The 11,532-nt window shown below is 26.6% G+C and carries 18 protein-coding genes; all 18 read right to left on the minus strand.

Annotated elements, in window-relative coordinates; translation table 11 throughout:
• Window positions 1-12: 12 nt before the first annotated feature.
• The 18 genes from QK892_RS15130 to QK892_RS15215 all read right to left on the minus strand — a co-directional run bounded on the left by QK892_RS15130 (window position 13) and on the right by QK892_RS15215 (window position 11,461).
• Window positions 13-882, minus strand: coding sequence for a polyprenyl synthetase family protein (locus QK892_RS15130; protein WP_317274383.1), 870 nt, complete (start codon window positions 880-882; stop codon window positions 13-15).
• A complete protein-coding gene (gene xseB / locus QK892_RS15135) occupies window positions 875-1,087 on the minus strand; it encodes an exodeoxyribonuclease VII small subunit (protein WP_317274384.1) in 213 nt (70 codons plus the stop codon). Before xseB ends, QK892_RS15130 begins: the two co-directional genes overlap by 8 nt.
• Before the next feature lie 21 nt (window positions 1,088-1,108).
• Entirely contained in the window at window positions 1,109-2,311 is a 1,203-nt protein-coding gene (xseA, locus tag QK892_RS15140; RefSeq protein ID WP_317274385.1) for an exodeoxyribonuclease VII large subunit, read from the minus strand.
• The gene (locus QK892_RS15145) at window positions 2,286-3,149 is read right to left on the minus strand and encodes a tetrahydrofolate dehydrogenase/cyclohydrolase catalytic domain-containing protein (protein ID WP_317274386.1); all 864 of its coding nucleotides are present in this window, start codon (window positions 3,147-3,149) and stop codon (window positions 2,286-2,288) included. Before QK892_RS15145 ends, xseA begins: the two co-directional genes overlap by 26 nt.
• A 22-nt stretch (window positions 3,150-3,171) precedes the next feature.
• Window positions 3,172-3,576 (minus strand): transcription antitermination factor NusB, encoded by a 405-nt coding sequence (nusB, locus tag QK892_RS15150; RefSeq protein ID WP_317274387.1) that lies wholly within the window; start codon window positions 3,574-3,576, stop codon window positions 3,172-3,174.
• 123 nt (window positions 3,577-3,699) lie between these two features.
• Window positions 3,700-4,086, minus strand: coding sequence for an Asp23/Gls24 family envelope stress response protein (locus QK892_RS15155; RefSeq protein ID WP_317274388.1), 387 nt, complete (start codon window positions 4,084-4,086; stop codon window positions 3,700-3,702).
• 81 nt (window positions 4,087-4,167) lie between these two features.
• Window positions 4,168-4,692: a SpoIIIAH-like family protein gene (locus tag QK892_RS15160; RefSeq protein WP_317274389.1), complete on the minus strand. Its 525-nt coding sequence runs from the start codon at window positions 4,690-4,692 to the stop codon at window positions 4,168-4,170.
• Window positions 4,693-4,731: 39 nt separating this feature from the next.
• Window positions 4,732-5,337, minus strand: a complete 606-nt coding sequence (spoIIIAG, locus tag QK892_RS15165; protein ID WP_317274390.1) for a stage III sporulation protein AG — start codon at window positions 5,335-5,337, stop codon at window positions 4,732-4,734.
• Between the two features lie 12 nt (window positions 5,338-5,349).
• Window positions 5,350-5,931, minus strand: coding sequence for a stage III sporulation protein AF (spoIIIAF, locus tag QK892_RS15170; protein WP_317274391.1), 582 nt, complete (start codon window positions 5,929-5,931; stop codon window positions 5,350-5,352).
• Window positions 5,932-5,939: 8 nt separating this feature from the next.
• The gene (gene spoIIIAE, locus QK892_RS15175; protein ID WP_317274392.1) at window positions 5,940-7,154 is read right to left on the minus strand and encodes a stage III sporulation protein AE; all 1,215 of its coding nucleotides are present in this window, start codon (window positions 7,152-7,154) and stop codon (window positions 5,940-5,942) included.
• 8 nt (window positions 7,155-7,162) lie between these two features.
• On the minus strand, window positions 7,163-7,546 hold the full coding sequence (gene spoIIIAD, locus QK892_RS15180; protein ID WP_317274393.1) for a stage III sporulation protein AD: 384 nt from the start codon (window positions 7,544-7,546) through the stop codon (window positions 7,163-7,165).
• A gap of 9 nt (window positions 7,547-7,555) precedes the next feature.
• Complete coding sequence (spoIIIAC, locus tag QK892_RS15185; RefSeq protein ID WP_317274394.1) at window positions 7,556-7,753, minus strand: stage III sporulation protein AC; 198 nt, start codon at window positions 7,751-7,753, stop codon at window positions 7,556-7,558.
• A 14-nt stretch (window positions 7,754-7,767) separates the two neighbouring features.
• A complete protein-coding gene (gene spoIIIAB, locus QK892_RS15190) occupies window positions 7,768-8,286 on the minus strand; it encodes a stage III sporulation protein SpoIIIAB (protein WP_317274395.1) in 519 nt (172 codons plus the stop codon).
• Window positions 8,274-9,197 carry a stage III sporulation protein AA gene (gene spoIIIAA / locus QK892_RS15195; protein ID WP_317274396.1) on the minus strand — a complete coding sequence of 308 codons (924 nt, stop codon included), beginning with the start codon at window positions 9,195-9,197 and terminating at the stop codon, window positions 8,274-8,276. The genes spoIIIAB and spoIIIAA overlap by 13 nt, the downstream gene beginning before the upstream one ends.
• 296 nt (window positions 9,198-9,493) lie before the next feature.
• On the minus strand, window positions 9,494-9,856 hold the full coding sequence (locus tag QK892_RS15200; protein WP_317274397.1) for a CD1247 N-terminal domain-containing protein: 363 nt from the start codon (window positions 9,854-9,856) through the stop codon (window positions 9,494-9,496).
• Between the two features lie 108 nt (window positions 9,857-9,964).
• Window positions 9,965-10,522: an elongation factor P gene (gene efp, locus QK892_RS15205; RefSeq protein ID WP_317274398.1), complete on the minus strand. Its 558-nt coding sequence runs from the start codon at window positions 10,520-10,522 to the stop codon at window positions 9,965-9,967.
• Between the two features lie 163 nt (window positions 10,523-10,685).
• A complete protein-coding gene (locus QK892_RS15210; RefSeq protein WP_317274399.1) occupies window positions 10,686-11,057 on the minus strand; it encodes a hypothetical protein in 372 nt (123 codons plus the stop codon).
• Window positions 11,054-11,461, minus strand: a complete 408-nt coding sequence (locus QK892_RS15215) for a hypothetical protein (RefSeq protein ID WP_317274400.1) — start codon at window positions 11,459-11,461, stop codon at window positions 11,054-11,056. The genes QK892_RS15210 and QK892_RS15215 overlap by 4 nt, the downstream gene beginning before the upstream one ends.
• Between the last annotated feature and the right edge of the window lie 71 nt (window positions 11,462-11,532).

Below are 11,532 nucleotides of genomic sequence, written 5' to 3' on the forward strand. Positions count from 1 at the left end.
CCTTTCTTTCTATTAAAATTCTCTATTTAATAAATCTAAAGTTAATTTTTTTAATTCTATAGCATCTACAGAAAGGCTTTTCAGCAACTCAATACATTGATTGGTTAATTTTATACATTCTCTCTCACAATATTCTAATCCAAATAAAGATATAAAGTTTGACTTATTTTTATCGCTATTAATATTTTTTCCAAGTTTTGAAACATCCCCTACAATGTCTAAAATATCGTCTTTTACTTGAAATGCTAAACCTAATTTTAGTCCAAATTGATTTAATATCTCAATATCTTTCTTCGGTGCATCTGCTAAAATAGCTGCTGATACTATTGAAGCTCTTATCAGCTCTCCTGTTTTTTTATTATGCATATATATAAGCTCTTCTTTTGATATTTCTTTGTTTTCATCTATAATATCTACAACCTGACCACCGATCATCCCCTCTGGCCCAGCTGCTTCTGATATTTCTCTTGATGCTATTAAAGCTTTTTCTCCATGCTTTATAGAAAAAAGCATAAGTAGACTCATTGCCTCATTTAATAACATATCTCCTGCTAAAATAGCTATACTTTCCCCAAATTTTTTATGATTAGTTGGCATTCCCCTTCTTAAATCATCATTGTCCATACATGGTAAATCATCATGTATAAGAGAGTACGTATGAATCATTTCAATTGCTGAGGCCATTTCTATCACGTCTTTATAATTCTCTTTATATAATCCATAAGTTAATAAAAATAATATAGGTCTTACTCTTTTTCCACCTATATTAAGGCTATAACTTGCAGCATCATATATAATTTTATTATAACTTCCTTTATTATTAAAGTACAAATCTAAATAACCATTAATATAATCCCTATAAAAATCAATTTTGCTATTCATTCTTTAGCTCCATTTCTATCTCATCTTTAATTATACTTATTTTTCCCTCTAAAGAATTTAAGGTCTTATATAATTTATTTATCAATTTAACTCCATTTTCATATTCTTTCATTAATTCCTCAAGAGGAAGTTCATTACTTTCCATTTTACTTAATATATCTTGTAGATTATTCATCATGTCTTCATAAGATTCTTTTCTAGCCATAAACTTTCAACTCCCTTTAGTTTAATTAAAATCTTTTATTATTTTACCTTTAACTTTTCCATCATTGAAAATAATATTAATTTCATCTATATCACCTAAAGCTTTCTTAGAAGAAATAATATTCTCATTTTCATCTTGAACTATTGCAAAGCCTTTATTTAATACATTAATTGGATTATGTGCTTTAAGCAACTCGTTAAGAGAGTTAATCTTTATCTTTTCTCTATCAAGTTTATTTAAGATAATATTATTTAATTTATCTCCAATTCTGTCTATTTCAATATAACAATTGGATAATGTTACTTCTGGACTCATTGAAGTCATTAACTTCTTATAATTATTTAATCTTTCTTTTTCATAATTTAAAGTATCTAAGATTATTTTATTGATATCTCTTTCATAATCTTTTATAGATTTTTTTATATCACTTTCTAAAGGTACTGCTATTTCTGCTGCTTGAGAAGGAGTAGATGCTCTATAATCACTTACAAAATCAGAAATAGTAAAATCAACTTCATGACCTACTGCAGAAATTATAGGAATTTTCGACTTAAAAATTTCTTTTGCTAGTTCTTCTTCGTTAAAGTTCCATAACTCTTCTAAAGAACCTCCACCTCTACCAATAATAATAGTATCAACATTCTTTTTATTATTGAAATATTTTATACCTTTTATTATAGTCTTGTATGCATCAGACCCTTGTACTAAAGCTGGATATAAAACAATATCTACTAATGAGCTTCTTCTTTTGGTTACATTTATTATGTCTCTTATAACTGCTCCCGTTTCAGATGTTACTACACCAATTCTTCTCGGCATAATAGGTATACTCTTTTTATGTTCAATATCAAAATACCCCTCTTCTTGAAGCTTCTTCTTGAGATTTTCAAATCTAATATGAAGCTCCCCTAAACCTTCTTTTTCTAATTTATCAATATATAATTGTAAAGATCCTGTACCTTGATATATTGAACATCTTGCATTAGCTATAACTTGCATTCCGTCTTCAATTCTAAAATCTAAATTGTTACAATTACTTTTAAACATTACACAATTAATTTTACTACTTGCATCCTTTAAAGAAAAATACACATGCCCACTACTATGATATTTCAGGTTAGAAATCTCGCCTCTCACAACTAAGTTATTTAGTATATAATCATTATCTAGTATTCTTTTTATATAATTATTGACTTCACTAACTGTTAAAGTTTTCATTCTCATTATTTATTAACGCCTCACATGAATTCTTAATCAATAAAGTAGTTGTTAATGCACCTACTCCACCTGGAACAGGTGTTACCATTTCAACATCATTAATTATGTCATCAAAATCTACATCTCCTGTAATTTTCCCATTTAACGATGATGTGCCCACATCTATTATTATAGAATTTTTATTTATATAGTCTTTATTTAAATATTTAGGCCTTCCAATTGCTACAATTATAATATCTGCTCTTTTACATATATCTTTTAAATTATTTGTTTTTGAATGACATATTGTTACTGTAGCATTTCTATTTAGCAATAACTGAGCCACCGGCTTACCAACTATATTACTTCGTCCTATGACAACTACATTTTTACCTTGTAACTCTATATTATATCTATCTAGCAATGTTATTACTGAATTAGGAGTACAAGGTAAAAATACATTTTCACCACAATAAAGTTTACCTTGATTAATAAAAGTTAAACAATCTATATCCTTTTTTGATGATATAGAATTAATTACCTTTTTTTCATCTAGATTTTTAGGCAAAGGCAGCTGTAGAATTATTCCATCTACAGAGCTATCTTTGTTTAATTCATCTATTATTTTGATAAGTTTATCCTCTTCTATATTTTCTTCTAATATTATCTTATCAAAAACAATTCCAAGTGAAGTAGCTACTTTTTCTTGATTATTTATATAATAAATTGATCCTCCGTCATTACCAACTAATATAGATGCTATTTTAGGAACTCTTAATCCTTTATCTACTCTGTCATTTATAATTTTTTTAATTTCTTCTTTTATCTCAAAAGAAATTTTTTTACCATCTATTATTTTCCCCATAGAAAACAGCCCCCTATCAATATTATAAGTTTTTAAAAGCTTTATCCAATACTCCATTTATGAAAGATACACTTTTTTCATCTGAATATTTCTTAGTCATTTCTATTGCCTCATTTATAGCTACCTTTTCTGGAATATCTTCTATATAAAGCATTTCTCCGATTGCTAATCTTAATATTGATAGATTAACTTTTGAAATTCTATCTAACTTCCAATTATTTAAAGATTCTTCTATTTTATTATCAATTTCTACTTTGTTTTCTTCTACTTTAATAAGTATTTCTTTTATATAATCTAAGTCTATAGTATTTAATTTCATTTCATAATCTTCAACAAATGTTTCAATAGTTTCCTCAAGTGTATTTTTACTTAAAGTCATTCCAAATAGTAATTCCATTGCTATTTCTCTAGATCTTTTTCTGTTCATTTTATCCTCCTAAGTGTTGTTAATAATATTATTAACCTTATAAAACTTTCTAATCATAAATATACTACAACAAAATTATTTAAAGCACAAGAAAAACACCCTCTGAAAAATCAGAGGGTTAGATTATTTTTCTTTACTTTCTTCCTTTTCTGTTTTAGGAACATAAATATTTTGAACATTAATATTAACTGCTGTTACATTTAAGCCTGTCATAGTTTCAACTGTTTTCTTAACATTTTCTTGAACAGAATTTACAACTTCAGGAATATTAATGCCGTATTCTACTGCTAAACTTAATTCTATTGTAGCATAGTCTTCATTTAAAGTTACTCTTACATTTCTTCCAGCGTTTTTCTTACCCTTTAACAATTGTGATATGTTATTACCAGCTGAATGTTGTAAATCCTCTACTCCATTCACTTCTTCCGCCGCAATTCCAGCTATAACGCTAACAACTTCATCAGAAATTTTAACTATACCTAAATTTTCTTCATAGTTCATATTATCCATTTGATTACCTCCTAAGCGTTTTGAATTCAAAACTCTTTTCATATGTTAATTATATCAAAGCAATCCTTATATTACAATGAATTATTTCTTTGACTCTATTATTACATCACTTATTCCTGAAACATTTTCTGCTATTTCTTGGATTGATGCTGTGTCAGCTTCTGTTAATTCATCTGCTTTAACAACTATTCTTACATTACTATCTTCAATTGAACATAGTACATCTTCAAAGCCCTTATTTTTCACACTTACTTCAATTCTTCCTTCTTGATCCTTTAACATAGTTTTTTCTCTTAATTCATTTGATGCTAAGTCTTTTTGTTCTTGTGAAGTTTGTTCATCTGCAATTAATTCATTTAATTGTTGCATTGTAACAGCATCTTGTTGATCCTTTTCACTTCTTAAACTATAGAAATAGTCTTGTCCTCCAAGAGTTTCTTTTTCATTATCCTTGTCTTTATCGTCTTCAGTCCCTTGTTGTGATATTACTTGACTAAAGTCTGTTGGATCATTTAACCCAGTTTTATTTATCCTAGCTGCTATAACTCCTACACATACTATAAGAGCCATAAGTGTGAAAATAATACCAAATTGTTTTTTTGTCATTTTGATTCCCCTCCATCTTTTATTCATATTATTTATATGCTATTTTTTCATAGGATATACATTAACCTTATCTATTGTTATTCCATATAAACTAGATACAGCTACCTGTATATCATACTTGACCTTTGCACTACTTGCGCCTTCTGCGACTATTAAAATTCCAGTTATCTCTGGCTTATTTACCTGTAAAATATAAGGTTCATTTTTACTGCCATCACCAGCCATAACCACTTTACTTCCTCCATCTTGTTGAGTAGTCGCCCTCGTTCCTCCCTGACTATCTGTTTCTTCGGTAATTGATTCTCTAGTAGTTTCTTCAGTTGCTGGAATCTTTACCTCTCCACTTTTAAAATTAATCTTAACTTCAACACTTCCAACATCTTCTATTTTATTAAGTAAAGTTTTTAGCGTTTGTTTTTCATTTTCCTCATAATTATCTAGTGCTTTTTGAACTTCTTCATCCAAATTACTATTACTTTCTACATTTACGCTTAATGATTCAGTATCTTCCTTTTTTCTTGTAGTAGTTAAAAAACTAATAGCAAGTAAAACAAATGCCAATATTAATGCTATAACTACTACATTTAGAAATCTCTTATCATTAATTAATTTAGTAAAATCACTTTTTAAATTACCCTTTCCCATTTTCTCACCCCACTAATTTAATTTATGAATCTTTATTTTATCTTTTGTAATACTTAAAGTTTCAACTAAAAACTCAATTATTTCATCTTCATTTTCTACTTTTTCTTCGTTTGAATATACTTCAGTACTCTCATCACTATTGTTTATTATGATTTTTTCTATTTTAGAAACTTCATTACTTTTAACACCTACCTCTACTTCATTAATTAAGTAAGTTATATCTTTCATATTAACTTCACAATCAATGGAGCTAATAAACTCAAAGTCTTTAAATTTCTCCTTTAGAAGCCTATTGCAATTTTCTTCTAGATTTTCTTTAAATGCAATTTCACTAGTGCTTAATTCATTTTCATCATTACTAATATTAGATTTGCTATCAGCTAAATCTATGTATTTCGAAATGGTATTAGTCAAAGCACCTTCTCCTTTACCAAGTAATGAAACTATTGGACTTATCATTACAGCTATTAAAATAGTTCCTAAAACAAATTTCAAATATTTCTTCATACTATTATCTGGTGATATTAATTCAATAGCAGAAATTAAAATAATCATACTTACTAAAGTTGTAACAAAGCCTTTTATTTCATCCATTATTTTATCTATCCCCCTATAACAAACTTTCCAGCTGAAGCCATTATTGCTAATAAAACAAAAAACATTAAACTTACTGATAGTACACAGGACATTAATAATATTAATGAATCACCTGCTGAAGCTATAGAACTAGTTATACGTTTATCGCTTATTGGCTCTATAACAGCTGCTGTTAGTTTATACACAAACGCGATTAGTATTAACTTAATTATTGGATAAAGCATCATAAGTATAATTATTATTAAGCCAATAGAACTAACTGCATTTTTAATTATCAATGAGTATCCTGCAACAGATGCTATAGCATCTGAAAAAGCCTTACCAACTATAGGAATAAAGTTGTCAATTGCAAACTTTGCAGTTTTCAATGTTACTGCATCTATAGTAGAAGAAGCAATACCTCTTACAGTTAACAATCCAATAAAAATAGTAAGTATAATTCCCTGAATCCAAATAGTAATTTGTTTTGTTAACTTGCATAAATTTCCTATTTTGTATTCAGTAGAAATATTATTTGTAAACTCTAAAACAAAAGTTATTAGTATTAGTGGGATTATTATTGTTGTATATATTCTAGGGATTAATATGGTTGCCCCCATAATAATAGGGTCCATAGTAGCTGCTTGAGTAAAACCTCCAATTGAACCAAGTATCATAACTAAAACAGGTAAAATTGCAGCCATAAAATTTGATAGTTCTTTTATTATATCTATTGCTATATTTATAGAAAGTAAAAAGCTCTTAGATAAAATTATTATTAATATTGAATAACAAGCAAAAAATGCTATATTTGATATTCCTTCATTTGAAAATGCAGATTGTAAATTTTTTATTAGGGAACATAAAATGGCAATAACTATGATACTTATTGATAATGATAATACTGTTTTCACCTCTTTAAACAAAAAACTAGTTATAGCATTTCCCAATGTTTTTAAAGAAAGATTTCCTTCACCATTATTTATATATCCCTTTATATATTCTACAGGATCCAAATCATTAATTATTTCTACATCAGACTTCATATTATTAATATAGTTATATAATGAATTTAACTTATTACTTACATCTTCATCTTGAAGTATATTTTCCTCATTAGATAATATGTTGTTATTATTTTCTTCATTTGCTAAAGCAATTTTATTATTAAAATTTATAAATATAATTACAAGTATAGTAACTATAAGTATAAATTTTATTGTTAATAATTTTTTTAACATATAAACACCTACAATATTTGTAAAATAGATTGTAATACAGCCATTAATATAGGTATTGCTAAACTTAAAATTAAGATCTTAGCGGAAAACTCTACTTTACTTGCTATACTTGATGCTCCTGCATCCTTACATATTTCACAACAAAAGGTCGCTAAATAAGATATTGCAAGTATTTTTAGAACAACTCCTATATAAACTATATCTATATTTGCCTTTGCTGATATATCTTTGATAAAACTAATTATGTCAGTAATACTAGTTATTATCGATAAGAAAAGCATGACACCTGCTACTAATGATACTAATATTGCTATATCAGACCTTTTATCCTTAATAAGTAAAAACATAAACAATGCAGCAAGTGCAAAAGACACTATTTTTAAAATTTCCATAATATTCACCTATAGCATAAACATAGTTTTTACAGTATTAAACAAATTACTAATTAATCCAATAACTGTAATAAGTATGATTACTATTCCTGCAATATTTATAATTACTGCTATATCATCTTTTCCACTGGCCTTTAAAACTTTGTCAATAACTATAAGTAATACTCCCATAGCAGCAATTTTAAATATAATACTTATATCTAGCATTTATTCCCCTCCTACTAAAATAAAAAAATTCCAATCATAGCACCAATACATACTCCTATAGCACTGTACATCTTTGAATTTTTCTTTGCTAATTCATCTGCTGCATTACAATTAATCTTCATATTCTCGATAGTTATATTAAACAGCTTATCTTGTCCATAAACTCCGGACTCCCCTAAGCCCCTAATAAAATCTTTAATTATCATCTTATCTTCTTCAAATAGATTTAAATTTGACTTATTTTCGTTATATTCTTCCTTAAAAGCATCATAAACATTTTTAGATTGTCCACTTTCTAGATTTCTTGCTACATTTGATAAAATATTACCAATTGGATCATCTAATTTCATAGATACATAATTTAATGCTTCAGGTAAAGGAGTATTTGAATAAATTACTTCATTATTTAAAAACATAACTGCTTTTAGTACCGATTTCAGATTCTTACTCCTTCTCTTAAAACTTTCGCCATAATAAAAACCTATATATGTGCTAGACAAAAATATAATTGTAATTGCTATTATTTTAAGCATTTAAATTCTCCTCCAGTCCCTATTGAATATATATTTTCTATAGTGCCAGGTCCTTTTCTATTACTTAATACGATAACTCTTTCTAAAATAGAATTTTCTAATAAGTCTTTAAATACTTTTCTCTTATATATATCTTCAATGCTATATCCATGTATCGTTACAATGATATTTACACCTGAATTAAATGCCATATTAAGTGCTTCTATATCACCCTCTGTTCCTATTTCATCACAGATTAAAATTTCTGGTGACAAACTTCTTATAGACATTATCATTCCATCCCTCTTTAAGCAATTATCTAAAACATCACTTCTTATCCCTACATCAAGCTGTGGAATCCCATTAAAACAAGATGCTATTTCGCTTCTTTCATCTATAATCGATACCTTCTTACCTCTTAAGTTATTTATAGGCATACCATTTGAAATATTTCTAGCCATATCCCTCAGTATAGTTGTTTTCCCACATTTAGGCGGAGATATAATTAAAGTATTATATACTCTGTCATTATTAATAATATATTTCATTATTTCATTAGAACAACCTTTAACCTCTTTACATATTCTAATATTTATTGAGGATATATTTCTTATAGTTCTAACTTCACCTTTAGATATTACACATTCACCAGCTATACCTATCCTATGGCCTCCTTTTATAGTAATATACCCTTGCTTAATCTCTTCTTCGTAAGCATATAAAGAATAATTTGAAACTTTAACTAGTATTTGCTTAATATCATTTACTGTAGCTATCCTGGTTAAAATCATTTCTTTATTTGATAAATTAATGATTATTGGCTTATTAACCTTTATCCGTATTTCTTGTAAATTTTCATCTAATGAAAAATCTTTAATTTCATTAAACATATCTGGTGGCAATACTCTTACTATCTCATCCCCATTCCACAATTTATCACTTCCTATTCTATAGTTATATTTAAAATTATTACTTTCTATCAAATAATATTCATACTAATAATTAAATATGTAAAATATTTTTAAAACTGTAAAATAAAAAAGAACTATTTTATGATTTGCAACAAAAATGCTAGACATATTTATCTAACATTTTTAGGTGCAAATCATTAAAACAGCTCCTAATTATAAATTTAAATAAGATTATAAATAACTATTTTAACATAATCAAAATTTCTAAAAATTAATTTTACATTTCTTTTCTATATCTTTAACAAACCATATATTTTCTATAATGCTTCTTTACCACAAAATGGACATGGTATATCCTTTTTATTATTTATAGCTTCTTTTTCAACAAACATAGGTTTATCACAATTTTTACACTTAATCTCTATATATTCTTCTTCTAACTCAATCAAATCATCTATTGAAACTTCTTCAAATAATTCATCTTGTAAACCGCTGATATCCTGATCTATATATTTTATATTCTCTTCTAAAGAATCCTGTTTATATTCTATTTCGCCTATATGGTCTGCTATATCTTCAATGACCGACAAAAGATCATCAAAAATACTCTTATATTTATCATTATCTATCTTAGAAATATCTTCCTTTATTCTCTCAATTTTAAATATTGTTTCCTTCATCTTTTCACTTCCTTTAAAGTAGAACTAATCTATTTAAATTATACCCTATTATAATGATTATAAAATAATAGAATAAAAAGCTAAGTAAAAAAACTTAGCTTTTATTTATTATACTCTTTCCATGTATTCACCAGTTCTAGTGTCTACTCTAATTACATCCCCTTCATTTACAAACATAGGAACATTAACTACTGCTCCTGTTTCTAATGTAGCAGGTTTCATAGCGTTTGTAGCTGTGTTTCCTTTTACTCCAGGGTCTGCTTGTGTTATTAATAATTCAACAAAGTTTGGAGCTTCTACTGAGAATGCGTCTCCTTTATAGAACTTAATTACTGCAAACATATTTTCTTTTATAAACTTTATAGCATCTTCAACTTTTTCATAGTTTAATGGTATTTGTTCAAAAGTTTCTTGATCCATGAAGTAGTATAATTCTCCATCTGAATAAAGGTATTGCATTTCTTTTCTTTCAATTACTGCTTCTTGAAGCTTAGCTGTAGGATTGAAAGTAGTATCAGTAACACCACCAGAAATAACATTTCTAAGTTTTGTTCTTACGAAAGCTGCTCCTTTACCAGGTTTAACATGTAAAAAGTCTATAACTGTATAAACTTGTCCTTCATACTCGAAAGTAGTACCTTTTCTTAAATCTCCTGCTGATATCATTAAATATCCCTCCAAAAACTTTATTACATATCTAGTATAACTCTTTAGTTAACTAAATAGTCATAACTTCAACATTGTTTATGACATAACAAAAATATTTTATCAAAATTCATAAGTAAATGCAATTATTTATATTAATATAATCCAATTTATATTAATATTTTTATTTATATGTCAGTTCTGCATCTATCAAAATATTATTATTTTCATAAGTTAAACTATAATTAGTTATTTCATAGAAATTTATTTTTTCTAAATCCTTTAATACATCTTCTCTATTACCAGTTAATGAGCATTTTAACTTCCAACTACCATTCTCCAATTTATTATATTTTAATATTTGTAAAGTTTTATAATCACTAAAATCCTTTTTTATATCCTTAATATTTTTTACACTTTTGCGCGTACTTATACTATTCAATTCTTGAGCATTTATATCTTCTGTATCCATATTTTTGTTATTGCTTAATAAAATATAACATTGAAAAAAGCTTAAACAAATAACAATAATATATACTATATTTCTCTTTTTCATAGTTCCACCTCAACAATAATAGTATGTTCTTTCATATCCACAGACTTTATCTTAAACTTGTTTTCATCTTCCATATTGTATAGATCTTCAATAGAATTAACTTCAATAATACCTCTATTATTGTCTATTCTCATGCTTTTAATATGATTATCATTAATTGTATTAAATAATAAAGCTAAATTTTTCTTATTAGTATCTTCATAAGCATACCTTACACTTACAACTGGAATTTCTTCATTATTTTTAAATATGCTCGGCATTTTCTTAAGTGAATTTGGAATTATAAAAAGATTTAATATTAGTAAAAATAAAATTAGCTTGTTATTCTTTTCGTATGAAGTTGTTTCTATTTTTTCAATAAAACTAACTGGTATAAAACTATGATTTCTTACATATTTTTTCATATGTATCAACTCCTAAATCTATAGAATAATCAAAAGATATATTTTCTATTTCTTCATACTTTTTATCTTTC

It is taken from the genome of Clostridium lamae (genome assembly GCF_033043255.1).
Taxonomy (GTDB): domain Bacteria; phylum Bacillota; class Clostridia; order Clostridiales; family Clostridiaceae; genus Clostridium; species Clostridium lamae.

Coding starts and splice junctions, on each gene's coding strand:
- nusB (WP_317274387.1), bottom strand. CDS start 3,576: ATGAACAGAAAAAGATCTAGAGAAATAGCAATGGAATTACTATTTGGA.
- QK892_RS15130 (WP_317274383.1), bottom strand. CDS start 882: ATGAATAGCAAAATTGATTTTTATAGGGATTATATTAATGGTTATTTA.
- spoIIIAG (WP_317274390.1), bottom strand. CDS start 5,337: ATGGGAAAGGGTAATTTAAAAAGTGATTTTACTAAATTAATTAATGAT.
- QK892_RS15200 (WP_317274397.1), bottom strand. CDS start 9,856: ATGAAGGAAACAATATTTAAAATTGAGAGAATAAAGGAAGATATTTCT.
- efp (WP_317274398.1), bottom strand. CDS start 10,522: ATGATATCAGCAGGAGATTTAAGAAAAGGTACTACTTTCGAGTATGAA.
- QK892_RS15160 (WP_317274389.1), bottom strand. CDS start 4,692: ATGACAAAAAAACAATTTGGTATTATTTTCACACTTATGGCTCTTATA.
- spoIIIAF (WP_317274391.1), bottom strand. CDS start 5,931: ATGGATGAAATAAAAGGCTTTGTTACAACTTTAGTAAGTATGATTATT.
- QK892_RS15215 (WP_317274400.1), bottom strand. CDS start 11,461: ATGAAAAAATATGTAAGAAATCATAGTTTTATACCAGTTAGTTTTATT.
- xseA (WP_317274385.1), bottom strand. CDS start 2,311: ATGAGAATGAAAACTTTAACAGTTAGTGAAGTCAATAATTATATAAAA.
- spoIIIAB (WP_317274395.1), bottom strand. CDS start 8,286: ATGCTTAAAATAATAGCAATTACAATTATATTTTTGTCTAGCACATAT.
- QK892_RS15145 (WP_317274386.1), bottom strand. CDS start 3,149: ATGGGGAAAATAATAGATGGTAAAAAAATTTCTTTTGAGATAAAAGAA.
- QK892_RS15210 (WP_317274399.1), bottom strand. CDS start 11,057: ATGAAAAAGAGAAATATAGTATATATTATTGTTATTTGTTTAAGCTTT.
- spoIIIAC (WP_317274394.1), bottom strand. CDS start 7,753: ATGCTAGATATAAGTATTATATTTAAAATTGCTGCTATGGGAGTATTA.
- xseB (WP_317274384.1), bottom strand. CDS start 1,087: ATGGCTAGAAAAGAATCTTATGAAGACATGATGAATAATCTACAAGAT.
- QK892_RS15155 (WP_317274388.1), bottom strand. CDS start 4,086: ATGGATAATATGAACTATGAAGAAAATTTAGGTATAGTTAAAATTTCT.
- spoIIIAE (WP_317274392.1), bottom strand. CDS start 7,154: ATGTTAAAAAAATTATTAACAATAAAATTTATACTTATAGTTACTATA.
- spoIIIAD (WP_317274393.1), bottom strand. CDS start 7,546: ATGGAAATTTTAAAAATAGTGTCTTTTGCACTTGCTGCATTGTTTATG.